General features: G+C 71.5%; 14 protein-coding genes. 12 read left to right on the forward strand and 2 right to left on the reverse strand.

The genetic code is table 11. The annotated features are described in order from the left end of the window. The first annotated feature begins 140 nt into the window (after positions 1 to 140). A complete protein-coding gene (recO, locus tag DEI84_RS03120; RefSeq protein WP_110825321.1) occupies positions 141 to 1,016 on the forward strand; it encodes a DNA repair protein RecO in 876 nt (291 codons plus the stop codon). Further along, positions 1,013 to 1,813, forward strand: a complete 801-nt coding sequence (locus DEI84_RS03125) for an isoprenyl transferase (protein WP_110889643.1) — start codon at positions 1,013 to 1,015, stop codon at positions 1,811 to 1,813. The genes recO and DEI84_RS03125 overlap by 4 nt, the downstream gene beginning before the upstream one ends. A gap of 40 nt (positions 1,814 to 1,853) precedes the next feature. On the opposite strand, the gene DEI84_RS03130 is transcribed toward DEI84_RS03125, so the two are convergent. Then, positions 1,854 to 2,795 carry a LysR substrate-binding domain-containing protein gene (locus tag DEI84_RS03130; RefSeq protein ID WP_110889644.1) on the reverse strand — a complete coding sequence of 314 codons (942 nt, stop codon included), beginning with the start codon at positions 2,793 to 2,795 and terminating at the stop codon, positions 1,854 to 1,856. Between the two features lie 71 nt (positions 2,796 to 2,866). Between DEI84_RS03130 and DEI84_RS03135 the strand changes: the two genes are divergently transcribed. The 3 genes from DEI84_RS03135 (at position 2,867) to DEI84_RS03145 (ending at position 6,323) form a co-directional block, all read left to right on the forward strand. Beyond that, the gene (locus tag DEI84_RS03135) at positions 2,867 to 3,955 is read left to right on the forward strand and encodes an aminotransferase class V-fold PLP-dependent enzyme (protein ID WP_110889645.1); all 1,089 of its coding nucleotides are present in this window, start codon (positions 2,867 to 2,869) and stop codon (positions 3,953 to 3,955) included. A 98-nt stretch (positions 3,956 to 4,053) separates the two neighbouring features. Beyond that, complete coding sequence (locus tag DEI84_RS03140) at positions 4,054 to 5,439, forward strand: glycine--tRNA ligase (RefSeq protein ID WP_110889646.1); 1,386 nt, start codon at positions 4,054 to 4,056, stop codon at positions 5,437 to 5,439. 164 nt (positions 5,440 to 5,603) lie between these two features. Next, positions 5,604 to 6,323, forward strand: a complete 720-nt coding sequence (locus tag DEI84_RS03145) for a DsbA family protein (RefSeq protein WP_110825326.1) — start codon at positions 5,604 to 5,606, stop codon at positions 6,321 to 6,323. 235 nt (positions 6,324 to 6,558) lie between these two features. Here DEI84_RS03145 and DEI84_RS03150 read toward each other — a convergent pair whose 3' ends face one another. Next, entirely contained in the window at positions 6,559 to 7,047 is a 489-nt protein-coding gene (locus DEI84_RS03150) for an aminoacyl-tRNA deacylase (RefSeq protein WP_110889647.1), read from the reverse strand. A gap of 47 nt (positions 7,048 to 7,094) precedes the next feature. Between DEI84_RS03150 and dusB the strand changes: the two genes are divergently transcribed. The 7 genes from dusB (at position 7,095) to DEI84_RS03185 (ending at position 17,340) form a co-directional block, all read left to right on the forward strand. Next, a complete protein-coding gene (gene dusB, locus DEI84_RS03155) occupies positions 7,095 to 8,246 on the forward strand; it encodes a tRNA dihydrouridine synthase DusB (RefSeq protein ID WP_110889648.1) in 1,152 nt (383 codons plus the stop codon). Beyond that, positions 8,243 to 9,523 carry a deoxyguanosinetriphosphate triphosphohydrolase gene (locus DEI84_RS03160; protein WP_110889649.1) on the forward strand — a complete coding sequence of 427 codons (1,281 nt, stop codon included), beginning with the start codon at positions 8,243 to 8,245 and terminating at the stop codon, positions 9,521 to 9,523. Before dusB ends, DEI84_RS03160 begins: the two co-directional genes overlap by 4 nt. Before the next feature lie 90 nt (positions 9,524 to 9,613). Further along, a complete protein-coding gene (gene dnaG / locus DEI84_RS03165; protein ID WP_110889650.1) occupies positions 9,614 to 11,548 on the forward strand; it encodes a DNA primase in 1,935 nt (644 codons plus the stop codon). Positions 11,549 to 11,851: 303 nt separating this feature from the next. Further along, the gene (locus DEI84_RS03170) at positions 11,852 to 13,471 is read left to right on the forward strand and encodes an ABC transporter substrate-binding protein (RefSeq protein ID WP_110889651.1); all 1,620 of its coding nucleotides are present in this window, start codon (positions 11,852 to 11,854) and stop codon (positions 13,469 to 13,471) included. Between the two features lie 70 nt (positions 13,472 to 13,541). Beyond that, positions 13,542 to 14,636 (forward strand): ABC transporter permease, encoded by a 1,095-nt coding sequence (locus tag DEI84_RS03175; protein WP_110825332.1) that lies wholly within the window; start codon positions 13,542 to 13,544, stop codon positions 14,634 to 14,636. Between the two features lie 2 nt (positions 14,637 to 14,638). Then, positions 14,639 to 15,637, forward strand: a complete 999-nt coding sequence (locus DEI84_RS03180) for an ABC transporter permease (RefSeq protein WP_110825333.1) — start codon at positions 14,639 to 14,641, stop codon at positions 15,635 to 15,637. After that, complete coding sequence (locus DEI84_RS03185; protein ID WP_375537639.1) at positions 15,634 to 17,340, forward strand: ABC transporter ATP-binding protein; 1,707 nt, start codon at positions 15,634 to 15,636, stop codon at positions 17,338 to 17,340. The genes DEI84_RS03180 and DEI84_RS03185 overlap by 4 nt, the downstream gene beginning before the upstream one ends. The last annotated feature ends 98 nt before the right edge of the window (positions 17,341 to 17,438 follow it).

Raw genomic sequence — 17,438 nt, forward strand, 5'->3', positions numbered from 1 at the left:
GCGCCGAAGTCGCACGACCTGCCGCCCGGAGCGTGCCGGGCCGGCACGTCCTGCGACCTCGGCGATCTGCGCGCGGCGCGTCGTGCGACCGCGGCGACCAACGGGCAGGTCGTGTCGGTCGGGCGGGGGATACTGGGGACATGCCGCTGTACCGGGACGAGTGCGTCGTGTTGCGCACCCACAAGCTCGGTGAGGCCGACCGCATCGTCACCATGCTCAGCCGGCAGCACGGCAAGATCCGGGCCGTCGCGAAGGGCGTCCGGCGCACCGCGTCGAAGTTCGGCTCCCGGCTCGAACCGTTCATGGTCGTCGACGCCCAGTTCTACGAGGGCCGGTCGCTCGACATCGTCACGCAGGCCGAGTCCCTGGGCGCATACGGCGCCCGCATCGTCGCCGACTACGGCGCGTACACGGCGGCGAGTGCGATGGTCGAGACCGCCGACCGACTGAGCGAGGCGGACGCCGGGCTCCAGCAGTACCTGCTGCTCGTCGGTGCCCTGCGGTCGCTGTCGCGCGGGGAACACCAGCCGAGCGCGACCCTCGACTCGTACCTGCTCCGCGCGATGAGCATCGCGGGGTGGGCGCCGTCGTTCAGCGACTGTGCCGTCACCGGGGAGCCCGGGCCGCACTCGGCGTTCGTCGTGCAGCTCGGCGGGGTCGTGGCGGACTCGGCCGCGCCTCCCGGCACACCGCGCCTGGACCCCGCGACGCTCGACGTCCTCGGGTCGCTGCTCGCCGGTGACTGGGGGACCGTCGACGCGACGGACGAGCGGACGAGATCCCGGGCCTCCGGCGTGGTCGCGGCGTACGCGCAGTGGCACCTGGAACGATCGCTCCGGTCGTTGCCGCACGTCGACCGCACCGAGCACCCGTCGCCCCTGGCCCCGCACCCGGGCGGGGTCCCGGCGGCGGTGGCAGCGGTGCCGGCCCCGCCGGTGCCGACGCCCGACCCGGCGGACCCCGACGCCGCCGGCGCCGTACCCGCACCGCCCGAACCCGAAGGAACCCGCGCATGAGCCCTCGCCGTCCCGCTGCCGAGCCGGAGTCCTTCCTGCCGGTCGACTGGACGGGCGAGCAGCCGCCCGCCATCCCGGGGCGCTTCGTCCCCGAGCACGTCGCGATCGTCATGGACGGCAACGGCCGGTGGGCGAACCAGCGCGGACTCACCCGCATCGAGGGACACAAGGCCGGCGAGGCCTCGCTGCTCGACGTGGTGGCCGGCGCGATCCAGATCGGCGTCTCGCACGTGTCGGCGTACGCGTTCTCGACCGAGAACTGGAAGCGCTCACCGGAGGAGGTCCGGTTCCTCATGGGCTTCAACCGGGACGTCATCCGCCGCCGCCGCGACCAGTTGCACGAGTGGGGCGTCCGCGTCCGGTGGGCGGGTCGCACGCCGAGGCTGTGGCGGAGCGTCATCGACGAGCTGCAGACCGCCGAGGAGCTGACCGCGGGCAACGACGTCCTCACGCTCACGATGTGCGTCAACTACGGCGGGCGCAACGAGATCGCCGACGCCGTGCGCTCGATCGCGGACGACGTCGCCGCCGGACGCCTCAAGCCGAGCCAGGTGACCGAGAAGACCCTGGCGAAGCGGCTGTACGTCCCCGAGCTGCCCGACGTGGACCTCTTCCTCCGGAGCTCGGGGGAGCAGCGGACGAGCAACTTCCTGCTCTGGCAGTCGGCCTACGCCGAGATGGTGTTCCTCGACCGGCTGTGGCCCGACTTCCGTCGCTCCGACCTGTGGGGCGCGATCGAGGAGTACGCCCGCCGCGACCGTCGGTACGGCGGTGCGGTGGACACCCCGACGGCCTAGGCCGCCCGCGCAGCCGAGGCCGGTGCGTGTGACCGCCCGGTCAGGCGAGGAGGTGTGCCGCCGACCGCACGGCGTCGAGGGCGGCTCGCACGCTCGGCACGCGCTCGGCGCCGCGGGCGACGACGACCTCGATGCGTCGGGCCAGGTCGTCGTCCACGGGGTCGATCGCGACACCGGCCGGGATGACCGTCGTCGCGAGCGCCAGCCGGGGGAGCAGCGCCACCCCGAGCCCGGCGGCGACGAGCCCCACCACCGCGGCCGCGTTGTCGGTCTCGAGGACGATGTCCGGCGTGAACCCCGCCGTCGCGCACGAGGCGAGCAGGTGGCCACGGCAGCGCGGGCAGCCGCCGATCCACCGGTCGTCCCGACGAGCCGCTAGGTCGACGACGGCGGCGTCGGCGGTGCGGTCCGTGTCCGGGCCTCCCGGCCGACCCGCGTCGACCGGCGTCACCAGCGCGAGCGGGTCGCGTCCGAGCGCCCGGGTGACGAGCCCGGGGTCGGGGACGGCTCCGACCTCGTCCCCGACGTAGGTGAACGTGAGGGCGACGTCGACCTCGCCACTGCGCACCAGGTCGAGCGCCTCGGGTGGTTCGACCTCGACGTACGAGGTCCGCACGCCCGGCGCCGTCACCGCCAGCCGCGCGAGCACCGTGGGCACGAGGCCCGAGGAGGCGCTCGGGAACCCGGCCAGCCGCACCCGGCCGCGGGTGAGGCCGCCGACGGCGTCCAGGTCCTCGCGCGCGGCGGTCAACGCTGCCTGCACGTGCAGGGCGTGGTCGGCGAGCACCTGCCCGGCGTGTGTGAGCGTGGCACCGCGGCCGCCACGGAGGACGAGCGCGTGCCCGAGCCGCTGCTCCGCGCGGGTCAGCAGCTGGCTGACGGCGGGTTGGCTCGAGCCCAGGGAGGTCGCCGCACGCGTGATCGAACCGTGGTCCGCGACGGCGCGGAGGACCCGGAGCAGCTGCGGATCGATCTCGTCCATCACGTCATGTTACCGGTGGCACAAGCAGGATGCTCTGGCGTGATGGGTCGGTCGGGAGGACCCTGTCGGACATGGACTCGTTCCCCGACGGCCGCGGCTACCTCGCGGCGTGCACCGCAGGCCTCCCGACGCTCGGCACCCTCGCCGCCCAGCGCGCCGACCTCGACGCGTGGTCGCGCGCCGAGACCTCCCCGGCCCGCTACGGCGCCCTCGTGGAGGAGGGGCGCGCCCTGTTCGCGTCCCTCGTCGGCGTCCCGGCGGCGCGGGTCGCGACCGGCTCCCAGACGTCCGTGATGGCTGCCGTCGTCGCCGACGCCCTGCCCGACGGTGCCGAGGTCGTCGTCCCCGACGGCGACTTCAGCTCGGTCGTGTTCCCCTTCCTGGCGCAGGCCCACCGCGGCGTCCGCGTGCGCAGCGTCCCGCTCGACCGCCTCGCGGCGTCCGTCGGACCGGACACCGCGCTCGTCGTCTGGTCCGCCGTGCAGTCCGCGAGCGGCGTCGTCACCGACCCGGACCCGGTCGTCGCGGCGGCCCGCCGGGTGGGTGCGCTCACGCTCTGCGACCTGACGCAGGCGGCCGGGGTGCTGCCCGTCTCCGCCGCGCCCTTCGACGTGACGCTCACGCACGCCTACAAGTGGTTGTGCGCCCCGCGCGGCGTCGCGTTCATGACGCTCTCGGACGAGGCACTCGGTCGGCTGCGCCCCGTACAGGCCGGGTGGTACGCGGGCGAGGACGTGTGGTCGTCCTGCTACGGCCCCGCCATGCGCCTGGCCGACGACGCACGCCGGTTCGACGTCTCCCCGGCCTGGCAGGCGTGGCCCGGCGCGGTGGCGGCGCTCCGGCACGCCGTGGCCCTCGACCAGCGCTCGACCTGGAGGCACGCCACCGCTCTGGCGGACCGGCTCTGCGACGCGCTCGGGTCGCCACGGCAGGGGCGCGGCGTCGGTGTTGCGGCCTGCGGCGGTGTCGAGGGGCAGGCGATCGTCACGTTCCCGGACGCCGACGGGACGGCACTCCGGGCGGTGACCGCTGCGGGGCTCACCGCCTCGGGTCGGGCCGGCCGCCTCCGCATCGCGTTCCACCACTGGAACGACGAGGACGACGTGTCCGCCGTGGTCGCGGCGCTGGCAGGGGTGGAGCCGGCCACGTCGGAACCGTGACGAGCCGAGGAGGAGCCTGGGCGGGCCTCCCGGGCCGCTAGCATTGCCGGGTCCGCCCGCACACCGAGCACCCAGCTCGGCGAACACAGGAGCTCTCCGTGGCACAGCCCTCCCGTCTCGACAGCGTCATCGCCCTGGCCAAGCGCCGTGGCTTCGTCTTCCAGTCGGGGGAGATCTACGGCGGATCCCGCTCCGCGTGGGACTACGGGCCCCTCGGCGTGGAGCTCAAGGAGAACATCAAGCGCCAGTGGTGGCAGCGGTTCGTCCGCGGCCGCGGCGACATGGTCGGCCTCGACTCCGCCGTCATCCTGCCCCGCAAGGTGTGGGAGGCCTCCGGGCACGTCGCGACGTTCACCGACCCGCTCGTCGAGTGCCTGCACTGCCACCACCGCTTCCGCGAGGACCACCTGCTCGAGGCGTTCGAGGCGAAGAAGGGCCGCGCCCCCGAGGGCGGCATGGCCGAGGTCGCGTGCCCGAACTGCGGCACCCGCGGCGAGTGGACCGAGCCCCGTGAGTTCTCCGGCATGCTCAAGACGTACCTCGGCCCGGTCGAGTCCGAGGAGGGCCTGAACTTCCTCCGTCCGGAGACCGCGCAGGGCATCTTCGTCGACTTCGCGCAGGTCGTCACGACCAGCCGCATGAAGCCCCCGTTCGGCATCGGCCAGGTCGGCAAGGCGTTCCGCAACGAGATCACGCCGGGCAACTTCATCTTCCGCACCCGCGAGTTCGAGCAGATGGAGATCGAGTACTTCGTGCCGCCGGCCTCGGCCGAGGAGCACTACGAGCAGTGGATCGCGGACGCCGTCTCGTTCTACACCGACCTCGGCATCGACCCGGAGAACCTCCGCCGCTTCGACGTGCCGGACGGTGAGCGGGCGCACTACTCCGACGCCACCGCCGACATCGAGTACCGCTTCGGGTTCGCCGGCACCGAGTGGGGCGAGCTCATGGGCGTCGCGAACCGCACCGACTTCGACCTGAAGAACCACATCGAGGCGTCGGGCCAGGACCTCCGCTACTTCGACCAGGCCGCGAACGAGAAGTACGTCCCGTACGTCATCGAGCCGTCCTTCGGCCTGACCCGTGCCCTCATGGCGTTCCTGCTCGACTCGTACTCCGAGGACGAGGCCCCGAACGCGAAGGGCGGCGTCGACAAGCGCACGGTCCTGCGCCTCGACCCGCGCCTGGCACCCGTCAAGGCCGCGGTGCTCCCGCTGTCCCGCAACGAGCAGCTCTCGCCGGTCGCCCGCGGCCTGGCGGACGACCTCCGCAAGAACTGGAACGTCGACTTCGACGACGCCGGTGCGATCGGCCGCCGCTACCGCCGCCACGACGAGATCGGCACGCCGTTCTGCATCACGGTCGACTTCGACACGCTCGAGGACAAGGCCGTGACGGTGCGCGAGCGCGACACGATGGGCCAGGAGCGCGTCGGCCTCGACCGCCTGCAGGGGTACCTGGCGGAGCGGCTGCTCGGCGCGTAGCACGCGGCCGGTCGGCCGTGCCGTCGGCCGGCGCCGATCGGACTCGCACGACCAAGACCGCCTCGAACCACGGGATCCGTCGGTTCGGGGCGGTCCTGGTTGTGCGGTGCCGAACGACGCCGGCGGGGCGGGAATGGGGAACGCCGGCGCGCGTTGGGGTGAGCATGAGCGACACTGTGAAGGTCGATGTCTGGTCGGACATCGCCTGCCCCTGGTGCTACATCGGCAAGCGCAAGTTCGAGGCGGGCGTCTCCGCGTTCGGTGGGCCGGTCGAGGTCGAGTACCACTCCTTCGAACTGAGCCCGGACACCCCCGTCGACTTCGAGGGCACCGAGGCCGAGTTCCTCTCGCAGCACAAGGGCCTGCCGGTGCAGCAGGCGCAGCAGATGATCGACCAGGTCGCCGGCATCGCCGCCCAGGTCGACCTGCACTACGACTACGACGCCCTACGGCACACGAACACCGTCAAGGCGCACCAGGTCATCCACGTGGCCAAGCAGCACGGCAAGCAGCTCGAGATGGTCGAGCGGCTCTTCACCGCCTACTTCGAGCGCGGCGAACACGTCGGGCAGGACGAATCGCTCGCCGACCTGGCCGCCGAGGTCGGACTCGACCGTGACGAGGTGCTCGCCACCCTCCGCGACGACGCCCAGCTCGCCGCGGTCCGTGCCGACCAGGCGCAGGCCCAGGCGTACGGCATCAACGGTGTCCCGTTCTTCGTCATCGACGGCAAGTACGGCGTCTCGGGTGCCCAGGACCCGGCGGCGTTCGAGCAGGTCCTCCGCCAGGTGGTCGCCCTCCGGGAGTCGACCCCCGCCGAGATGGCCGAGGCCGCCCAGCGCGCCGAGGACGACGCGGCAGCGGACGCCGAGGTGACCCGATGACGGGCGCGACGGGCCCGCTGGGTGCCGGGTCGGGCCTCCCGGCCGGCCTGGGCCCACGCGAGCCGGTACCGACGCGTCGCGAAGCGGCGGGGCGGCCGAGCTCGTGGGGAGAGGGACGACCCGCCCTCCTGACGTTGGTCACGGCCGGCGGCGCCCCCGTCTGCGAGGGCGACTCGTGCTTCGTGCCGGGCGCCGAGGGGGACTGGTCCGAGGTCCCGGACTGACGCGGGCTCCGTCAGGGGCGGGCGGGCTCCTCGTCGGTGATGTCCGCGATCGTCGCGCCGTAGGCGGCGACGAGTGCGTCGCCGTCGACGAACGCGCTCGCGCCCTGGCGACCCGCTCCCAGTGCGATCCGTCGACCGAGCACCCGCTCGTCGGCGTACACCGGCAGGTCGCCGGTCGCGCCGATCGGGGTGATGGTGCCGCGCTCGTAGCCGCTGGCCTCGAGGGCCGTGGCCGCGTCGGGCATCGACAGCTTGTTCACGCCGACGACGGTGCGGAGCTTCTTCCAGGCGATGCTCCGGCCGCCGGGGACGAGGGCGAGCAGGAAGCCGCCGTCGTGCCGCTTCACCACGAGGGTCTTCACGATGTCGCCGGGGTCGATGCCGAGCATGGCGGCGGCGCCCTCGAGCGAATCGGCCGCGGGACGCTCGACGACCTGGACGTCGAGGCCCCGGGCGGCAGCGTCGGCGTCGAAGCGGGAGACGGCATCGGGATCGGTCATGTGGAGAACGCTACCGGCGGCAGCCGACGTGGGAGAATGGGCGAGGTATGACGATCACACAAGCAGCAGCACCCCTGCGCATCGGCCCGATCCAGGTCGATGCGCCCGTCGTGCTCGCCCCGATGGCCGGCATCACGAACATGGCGTACCGCCGCCTCTGCCGCGAGTACGGCGCCGGGCTGTACGTGTGCGAGATGATCACCTCCCGTGCCCTGGTGGAGCGGACGCCCGAGTCGATGCGGCTGATCCGGCACCACGAGTCCGAGACCCCGCGGTCGATCCAGCTGTACGGCGTCGAACCGAACACCGTCGCCGAGGCCGCCACGATCCTGGTCGGCGAGGACCGCGCGGATCACATCGACCTGAACTTCGGGTGCCCGGTGCCGAAGGTCACGCGCAAGGGCGGCGGTGCGGCCCTGCCGTGGAAGCTCGACCTGTTCCGGGACCTCGTGACGAAGACCGTCGCGGCCGCGGGCGACGTGCCGGTCACCGTGAAGATGCGCAAGGGCATCGACGGCGACCACCTCACCTACCTCGACGCGGCGAAGATCGCGCGGGACGCCGGTGTGGCGAGCGTCGCCCTGCACGCCCGCACCGCCAACGAGCACTACTCGGGCCAGGCCGACTGGTCGGCGATCGCGACCCTCAAGGAGACGATCACCGATATCCCGGTGCTCGGCAACGGGGACATCTGGTCCGCGGCCGACGCCCTCCGGATGGTCGACGAGACCGGTTGCGACGGCGTCGTCGTCGGACGCGGGTGCCTCGGCCGACCGTGGCTGTTCGGCGACCTCGCCGCGGCGTTCCGGGGCGAGGACCTCCGTGCGGCACCGAGCCTCGGTGACGTCGCGGTCGCCTTCCGTCGGCACGCCGAGCTGCTCGTCGAGTTCTTCGAGTCCGAGGAGCACGGCTGCCGGGACGTCCGGAAGCACGTGGCGTGGTACTTCAAGGGGTACCCGATCGGCGGAGAGGTCCGTTCCGGTCTCGCGATGGCGTCGAGCCTGCAGGAGATCGACGACCTGCTCGGCAAGCTCGACTGGAGCGCCCCCTACCCGGGCGCCGACGTCGAGGGCCCGCGGGGCCGGGCCGGCCACGCCAAGCGCACCGCACTGCCCGACCGGTGGCTCGAGAGCCGCGACGTGGACGCGGAGTTCCGCAAGGTCCTCGCCGCCGCCGAGATGCACCACAGCGGCGGATGAGCGCCACCTCGTCGTACGGTCCGGCCGACGCCGACCGGTGGTTCCCCGAGCAGCACAGCAGCCGGCGGAGCGACTTCGCGCGTGACCGCGCCCGCCTGCTGCACTCCAGCGCGCTGCGCCGCCTCGCCGCGAAGACCCAGGTCCTCAGCCCGACCACCGGGCTCGACTTCGCCCGGAACCGCCTGACGCACTCGCTCGAGGTGGCGCAGGTCGGTCGCGAGCTCGCCGACAGCCTGGGCCTCGACCCGGACGTCGTCGACACGGCGTGCCTCGCGCACGACATCGGGCACCCGCCGTTCGGCCACAACGGCGAGACCGCGGTCAACGCCTGGGCCGCCGGCATCGGCGGGTTCGAGGGCAACGCGCAGACGCTGCGGTTGCTCACCCGGCTCGAGCCGAAGGTCTACGGCGACGACGGCCGGGCCTACGGGCTCAACCTGACCCGGGCCTCCCTCGACGCCAGCTGCAAGTACCCCTGGCCGGCGTCGCAGGGCGTCGGCGAGGCGTCGTCGGGACGGACCAAGTTCGGCTTCTACGACGACGACCACGAGGCCTTCGCCTGGCTCCGCGCCGGCGCACCGCGACGACAGCGGTGCATCGAGGCCCAGGTGATGGACCTGTCCGACGACATCGCGTACTCGGTGCACGACTTCGAGGACGCCGTCGTCGCGGGCTTCATCGACGTCGCTGCGCTCGGCGACCGCGTCAGCGAGAACGACATCGTCACCGCCATGCACGCCTGGGTCGGCGACGACCTGAGCCGCGACGAACTGCTCGAGGCGTTCGACCGCCTGCGCGGGATGTCGCTGTGGATGACCTCGTACGACGGCTCGCGGCAGGACCAGGCACGCCTGAAGAACCTGACGAGTCAGCTCATCGGCCGCTTCGCCCGGACCGCGACCACGGCGACGCGGGAGTCCTACGCCTCCGGCTCGCTCGTCCGGTTCGCCGCGAGCGTCGTCACGCCGCCGGAGATCATCGGCGAGATCGCGGTGCTCAAGGGCATCGTCGCGGCCTTCGTGATGACGCACGGCGACCGGCAGCCCGTGTACGAGGACCAGCGGCGCGTGTTGACCGAACTGCTCGACGCGATCGCCGCGCGCGAGGACTCCGCACTCGAGCCCGGGTTCGCCGCCGACTGGCGGGCCGCCGGGGACGACGCCGGACGGCTCCGGGCCGTGGTGGACCAGGTGGCGAGCCTCACCGACCAGGGGGCGCTCGCCTGGCACAAGCGGCTGGTGGTCGGGGAGCGCGAGACGGTCTCCATCGCCGTCTGACCGGAGCGGGTCCGTTGCCAGCACGGACCGGTGTCCCGACGCGGGTGCACACGGTCCGCCGGCGTCGGCCCGCCGAACTAGAATCGTCGGGTGGCAGGCCTGATCGCGCGGAACGACATCGACGAGGTCCGCGCGCGCGTGAACATCGCCGACGTGGTGGGCGACTACGTCACGCTGAAGTCGGCGGGCGTCGGGTCGCTGAAGGGCCTCTGCCCCTTCCACGACGAGCGGACGCCCTCGTTCCACGTCCGCCCGCAGGTCGGTCGCTACCACTGCTTCGGGTGCGGTGAGGACGGCGACGTCTTCAGCTTCCTGATGTCGCAGGACCACACGACGTTCCAGGAAGCCGTCGAGCGGATGGCCGCCAAGATCGGTTTCACGCTCCACTACGAGGAGGGCGACGGGCCGCGGACCGACTACAACGCCCGCGCCCGGCTCATCGCGGCGAACGAGGCCGCGCAGGCGTTCTTCACCGCGCAGCTCACGACGGCCGCGGCCGAGCCGGCCCGCCGGTTCCTGGGCGAGCGCGGATTCGACCCGGCGGCGGCGCAGCACTTCGGCGTCGGCTTCGCACCGAAGTCGTTCGACGCACTCAAGGACCACCTGCGCGGCCTCCGGTTCAGCATCGACGAGATCGTCGCCGCCGGACTGGTCAGCCAGGGTGACCGGTCCCCGTACGACCGGTTCCGCGGACGCCTGATGTGGCCGATCCGGGACGTCACCGGGGCCACCATCGGCTTCGGCGCACGACGGCTGCTCGAGGACGACAAGGGGCCGAAGTACCTCAACACGCCGGAGACGCCGATCTACCACAAGAGCCAGGTGCTCTACGGGATCGACCTCGCCCGCAAGGAGATCGCGAAGGGCAAGCAGGTCGTCATCGTCGAGGGCTACACGGACGTCATGGCGTGCCACCTCGCCGGGATCACGACCGCGGTGGCCACGTGCGGGACGTCGTTCGGGGTCGACCACATCAAGGTCCTCCGACCGATGCTCGGCGACTCCGCCGCACAGCACGTCTCCCAACTCGGGCAGATCGTCTTCACCTTCGACCCCGACGAGGCCGGGCAGCGCGCCGCCTCCCGTGCCTTCACCGAGGAGCAGCGGTTCGCGTCGCAGACCTACGTCGCGGTCGCGCCGGGCGGGCTCGACCCCTGCGACCTGCGCCTGGCCCGCGGCGACGACGCCGTCCGCCGGCTCGTCGAGAACCGTCGACCGATGTTCGAGTTCATGATCCGCCGTCGGTTGGACGGCCACGACCTCGACACGGTGGAGGGGCGCGTCGCGGGACTCCGTGAGTCGGCGCCGGTCATCTCCGAGATCCGTGACCGCGCGCTGGCCGACGGGTACATCCGGAACACCGCCGGCTGGCTCGGCATGGACATCGACGACGTCCGTCGCGCCGTCTCTGCGGCGCGGCGACGCCCGGCCGACAGCGGCGCGGAGACCCGGTCGCCAGGCCCGTCCGGCGCCGGTCACACCGGCTCGGGGAACGGCCACCCCGGTCACGGCGACGGACCGAGCATGCCCGAGGAGCCGCAGGCGAGCCTCCGGTCCCTGCCGGACGACCCGATCGCGCGGATGGAGCGCGACGCGGTGATGGCGATGGTGCAGCAGCCGCAGTCCGTCGGTGTGCCGCTGCTCGGCCTGGCGGCGTCCGCCACGTTCTCCGCACGGATGCTCTCGGTCGTCCGCGACGCCGTCGTCGCCAACATCGACGCGGTGGGGGACCGGTCCTGGCTCGACAAGCTGCTCGCGGACGTGCCGGCGCCGTTCCGCTCGCTCGTGCAGGAACTCGCCCTGGCGCCGATCCCGGCGCGCTCCGACGAGGACCTGGCGATCTACTGCCGTGGCATCGTGGTGGCACTGGTCGAGCGCGACCTGCTCGCCCGCAAGGCGTCGCTGCTCGGACAGCTGCAGCGCACCGACCCGTCCGACCAGGAGCGTCGGGCGGATGTGCAGCGGCAACTCGTCGACCTCGACGCCCAGCGGATGCGCCTCCGCGCGGACACCCCGGGAGCCTGAGGCCGGGCCCTCCCGACCGGTCGTCGCGGTCCGTCGCCAGGTCCTGACTCCCGCGGAGTACTGCGGGATTGCCGGACGCAACAAGGCGTCCCGAGCGCAACGAAGATGCGCGCCGCGCCGGGCACACCGACTCCGATGCTGCCGTCGAAGCTGCGATCGTGCGTTACAGCGGTGTAAACAATCCGTTCCCGGAGCGCTCCGTTGTCTGGCAGGGTGTGACCATTGAACGTCCCTGCGACCGGTCACAGCCCGTTCCACCTCGGTCCCAGGACTCCTGCAACCACACCAGAGAGGCAATCGGACATGGCATCCGTTCCCACATGGGGCAAGCGCACCCTCGCGCTGGGCGCCGGCGCGGCAGTGACCGCGCTCGTGCTCACCGGCTGCGCAGGCGGCACCAGCGGCGGCACCGGCGACCTGGACGGCCTGATCATCGGCACGACCGACAAGATCACGTCGCTCGACCCGGCCGGCTCGTACGACAACGGCTCGTTCGCCGTGCAGAACCAGGTCTTCCCGTTCCTCATGAACACCCCGACGGGCAGCCCGGACGTCGAGCCGGACATCGCCACGAAGGCCGAGTTCACCGACCCGACCACGTACGAGGTGACCCTGAAGAAGGGCCTCCAGTTCGCGAACGGCAACGACCTCACCTCGAGCGACGTCAAGTTCTCGTTCGAGCGTGACCTGAAGATCAAGAACGACAACGGCCCGTGGTCGCTGCTCGCGAACCTCAAGAGCATCGAGACCCCGGACGACACCACGGTCGTGTTCCACCTCGACCACGCCGACCAGACCTGGCCCCAGGTGCTCTCGAGCCCCGCCGGTCCGATCGTCGACGAGGACGTCTTCTCGGCGACCGAGCTCACCAGCGCCGAGGACATCGTCAAGGGCAAGGCCTTCGCCGGCCAGTACACGATCACCTCCTACAAGGAGAACGACCTCATCGCCTACAAGGCGAACCCGAAGTACGACGGTGTCCTCGACAAGGCGAAGACCAAGGACGTCACCGCCCAGTACTTCACCAAGGAGACCGACCTCAAGCTCGCCGTCCAGCAGGGCGACGTCGACGTGGCGTACCGCTCCCTGACCCCGACCGACATCTCGTCGCTCCGCAAGGACGACGCGCTGCAGGTCATCGACGGCCCCGGCGGCGAGATCCGCTACGTGGTCTTCAACTTCAAGACCCAGCCCTTCGGGACCGGCCAGGACGACGCCGACGAGGCGAAGGCCCTCGCCGTGCGTCAGGCCGTGGCGGACGTCGTCGACCGTGACGAGCTCGCCAAGGAGGTCTACAACGACACCTACACGCCGGTCTACTCGATGGTGCCGGACGGCCTGACGGGTGCCGCGACGCCGTTCAAGTCGCTCTACGGCGACGGCAACGGTGCCCCGGACGTCGACAAGGCGAAGAAGACCCTCGCCGACGCGGGCGTCTCCGGCAAGATCGAGCTCGACATCCAGTACTCGCCGGACCACTACGGCTCGGCTTCGGACGACGAGTACGCGACGCTCAAGACGCAGCTCGAGGACTCGGGTCTGTTCACCGTCAACATCCAGTCGACGGTCTACACGACCTACGCCGTCGAGCGCACGAAGGACGCCTACCCGCTGTACCAGCTCGGCTGGTTCCCGGACTTCTCCGACGCCGACAACTACCTGTCGCCGTTCTTCACGAAGGACAACTTCGTGCAGAACCACTACGACGACCCGACCATCCAGGGTCTGATCGCCGACGAGCAGGAGGAGTCGGACGCGGACAAGCGTGCCGCGATCATCGAGAAGGCCCAGCAGCGTGAGGCCGAGCAGATCTCGACCCTCCCGCTCCTGCAGGGCAAGTCGGTCGCCGTGGCCGGCAAGGACGTCAAGGGCGTCACGCTCGACGCGTCGTTCAAGTTCCGCTACGGGACCATCACCAAGTAACCAGACGGACGACCGGGGGTGCTCCCACGAGGGGCACCCCCGGTCGCGTCATGCGAAAGGCACCCACCCCGTGACCCTCACGAACCCCGAGGCGATCGACACGGAGCCGACGAAGCCACAGGCACAGCGACGTGCCAGTGGCGGCGGCGGACTCGGTCGGTACGTCCTCGTCCGCTTCCTCCTGATCTTCCCGACGGTCTTCATCCTGGTGACGCTCGTCTTCTTCCTGATGCGCGTCGTCGGGAACCCGATCACCGCCTCCGTCGGTGGTCGCCTCACGCCGACCCAGCTGCAGGAACGCCTGCACGCCGCCGGCTACGACCGACCGGTGATCGTCCAGTACCTCGAGTACCTCGGCCAGATCGTCCGCGGCGACTTCGGCACGACGTCGACCGACAACCGGCCGGTCACCGAGATCATCCTGCAGTACGGCGGCGCGACCGCCGAGCTCGTCTTCTACGCGCTCATCGTCGCCCTCGTGCTCGGCATCCCGCTCGGCATGCTCGCCGCCTACCTGCGCGACAAGTGGCCCGACGTGCTCCTCCGCGCGCTCGCGATCCTGACCTACGCGACGCCGGTGTTCTTCGGCGGCCTGCTGCTCAAGCTCGTGTTCTCCGTGTGGCTCGGCTGGCTGCCCCTCGGCGACCGCGCGTCGACCCGCGCGCAGCTCATCCTCGACCGGATCGAGAACCCGACCGGCATCTACATCATCGACGCCCTGCGGACGGGCAACGGTCAGATCATCAGCGACGTGCTGCAGCACGCCGTCCTGCCGGCGCTGACCCTCGGCCTGCTCACCGCGGGCATCTTCCTGCGCCTGGTGCGCGCGAACATGATCGGGTCGCTCGGGTCCGAGTACGTCGACGCGGCCCGATCGCGCGGTGTCCGGGAGTCCCGCCTGGTCCGGACGCACGCGTTCCGACCAGCACTCGTGCCGATCATCACCGTGATGGGCCTGCAGATCGCCATGCTGCTCGGCGGCTCGGTGCTCACCGAGACGACCTTCGGCTGGCGTGGCCTGGGCTTCGAGCTCAACCAGTACCTGTCCGCCCGTGACTTCGTCGCCGTGCAGGGCATCGTCGCGATGCTGGCGGTGATCGTCGCCGTCACGAACTTCGTCGTCGACGTCATCGCGGCGCTCATCGACCCGAGAGTGAGGTTCTGACGATGTCCGACATCACCCTCGTCGACCGCCACGAGCCGCTGTGGAAGCGGCTCCCCGTCGTCGTCCAACTCCGTCGGAGCACCGGATGGCAGCGCGCCATGCTCATCGTCGGCGTCGTCATCTGCGCGCTGTTCCTGCTCGTCGCGCTCTTCGCCCCGCTCATCGCCCCGTACGGCTTCGGCCAGCAGCAGGGCGCGGACGGCGTGAACTTCCCGCGCACGGCGGCGCCGAGTGCCGAGCACATCTGGGGCACGACCGTCGGCGGGCTCGACGTCTTCAGCCGCGTCCTCTTCGGCACGCGCACCGCGGTGCTCGTCGTCATCGTCGCCGTGATCGTCTCGATCACCATCGGCGTCCTGCTCGGCATGGTCTCCGGTTACATCGGTGGCTGGCTCGACCGGATCCTCGTGGTCGTCGCGGACGCGATCTACGCGTTCCCGTCGCTGCTGCTCGCGATCGTCGTCTCGATCGTCGTCTCCGGCGGCCGGTCGACCTACTGGGGCGGCATCATCGCCGCGGCGATCTCGATCACGGTCGTCTACATCCCGCAGTACTTCCGCGTGGTGCGTGCCGAGGCCGTCCGTTTGAAGAACGACGCGTTCGTCGAGTCGGCGCGCGTGATCGGCACGAACCCGTGGCGCATCATGACCCGGCACGTGCTCCGGAACTCCACCCGGTCGCTGCCGCTCATCCTCACCCTGAACGCGAGCGACGCCGTGCTGACCCTGGCCGGCCTCGGCTTCCTCGGGTTCGGCATCGGACCGACGCAGGGTGCGGAGTGGGGCTACGACCTCAGCCGTGCACTGTCCGACGTCGCCAGCGGCGTCTGGTGGACGGGCGTCTTCCCGGGTGTCGCCATCGTGCTGCTCGTCCTCGGTGTCACGTTCATCGGTGAGAGCCTCAACGACATCTCCGACCCGCGTCTCCGTGCGCGTCGTCGGTTGAAGCAGCTGGTCTCCACGCGTCGCGCGGCGGCCACGACGGAAGGAGCGGGCTCGTGAGCGACGTCCCCTCGGGCCTCCGGTCCGACACCGGCCGGACGGCAGCCGACCCGGTGGTCGTCGTCGACGACCTGACCGTCACCTTCGCGACCGACGGCGGCGCCGTCGACGCGGTGAAGGGCGTCAGCCTCGACGTCCGCCCGGGTGAGGTGCTCGCCCTGGTCGGCGAGTCGGGCTCCGGCAAGTCCGTGACGGCGCGGAGCATGCTCCGGCTCATGCCGGAGACCGCGACGCTCGGCGGCGCGGTGCTGCTCGACGGCACCGACGTCGTGTCGGTGGGCGCGCAGAAGCTCCGCGACCTGCGGGGCACGGCCGGCGCGATGGTGTTCCAGGAGCCCTCCACGGCCCTCAACCCGGTCTTCACGGTCGGCTGGCAGATCGCCGAGGGCCTCCGGGCGCACGGCGGGATGTCGAAGAAGGAGGCACGCGCCAAGGCGATCGACTACCTCGGCCGCGTCGGCATCCCCGACCCGGAGACCCGCGTCGACCACTACCCGCACCAGTTCTCCGGCGGACAGAAGCAGCGCGTCGTCATCGCGAGCGCGCTGGCCCTCGAGCCGAGCGTCATCATCGCCGACGAGCCGACCACCGCGCTCGACGTCACCGTGCAGGCCGAGATCCTCGACCTGCTCCGCCGGTGCCGTGACGAGTTCGGTGCGGCGATCGTCGTCATCACGCACAACATGGGCGTCGTGGCCGACCTGGCCGACCGGGTCGCCGTCATGTACCAGGGCGAGATCGTCGAGGAGGCGCCGGTGCACCAGCTCTTCGCGGCGCCCCAGGCCGACTACACGAAGCGCCTGCTCGCCGCGGTGCCCCGGCTCGAGGCGTCGACCGGCGTCGCCCGGCGTGCGGCGATCACCGAGGACGTGGAGCCCGTCGTGTCCGCGAAGGGCCTGGAGATCGTCTACCCGGGCCGGCTCGGCGCCGCGGCGTTCCGTGCCGTCAAGGGCGTCGACCTGTCGATCCGTCCCGGCGAGGTGCTCGGTCTGGTGGGGGAGTCCGGTTCGGGCAAGACCACCATCGGCCGCGCGATCGCCGGTCTGACGAAGATCACCGGCGGCTCGCTCGAGGTGCTCGGGACCGAGATGCTCGGGTACAAGGAGCGCGACTTCAAGCGGCTGCGGAAGGACATCGGGTTCGTCTTCCAGGACCCGGCGACGTCCTTCAACCCGCTGCTGACGATCGCCGAGGCCGTCGCCGAGCCGCTCGTCGTGCACGGAGTGGCCTCGTCGCCGCGCGCGGCCCGCAAGCAGGTCGACGAGCTCATGGAGGCCGTGCAGCTGCCCGCGGCGTACGGCGACCGGTACCCGCACGAGCTCTCCGGCGGACAGCGGCAGCGTGCGTCGCTCGCCCGGTCGCTCGCGCTCCGGCCGAAGCTGCTCATCGCCGACGAGCCCACCAGTGCGCTCGACGTGTCGGTGCAGGCCCGCGTGCTGGAACTGTTCCTCGAGTTGCAGCAGGACTTCGGCTTCGCGTCGCTGTTCATCAGTCACGACCTCGCCGTCGTCGGCGCGCTGTCCGACCGGATCGCGGTGCTGTACCGCGGCGACCTGGTCGAGACCGGCACCACCGCGCAGGTCCTCGGCGCGCCGCAGCACCCCTACACGCAGCGGCTGCTGGCCTCGCTGCCGGTGCCGGACCCGGAGGAGCAGGCCGAGCGACGGCGTACGCTGGAGCGACTGGAGCAGGCCGGAGCCTGACCGCTCGGTCAGGACCGACGGCAGTACGACCAGCCTGGAGGCCCGGCCCCCGTCCGCGACGCACGTCGCGTCGGCGGGGCGGCCGGGCCTCCCGACAC

The organism is Curtobacterium sp. MCBD17_023, assembly GCF_003224415.1.
In the GTDB taxonomy this organism is placed as follows: Bacteria; Actinomycetota; Actinomycetes; order Actinomycetales; family Microbacteriaceae; genus Curtobacterium.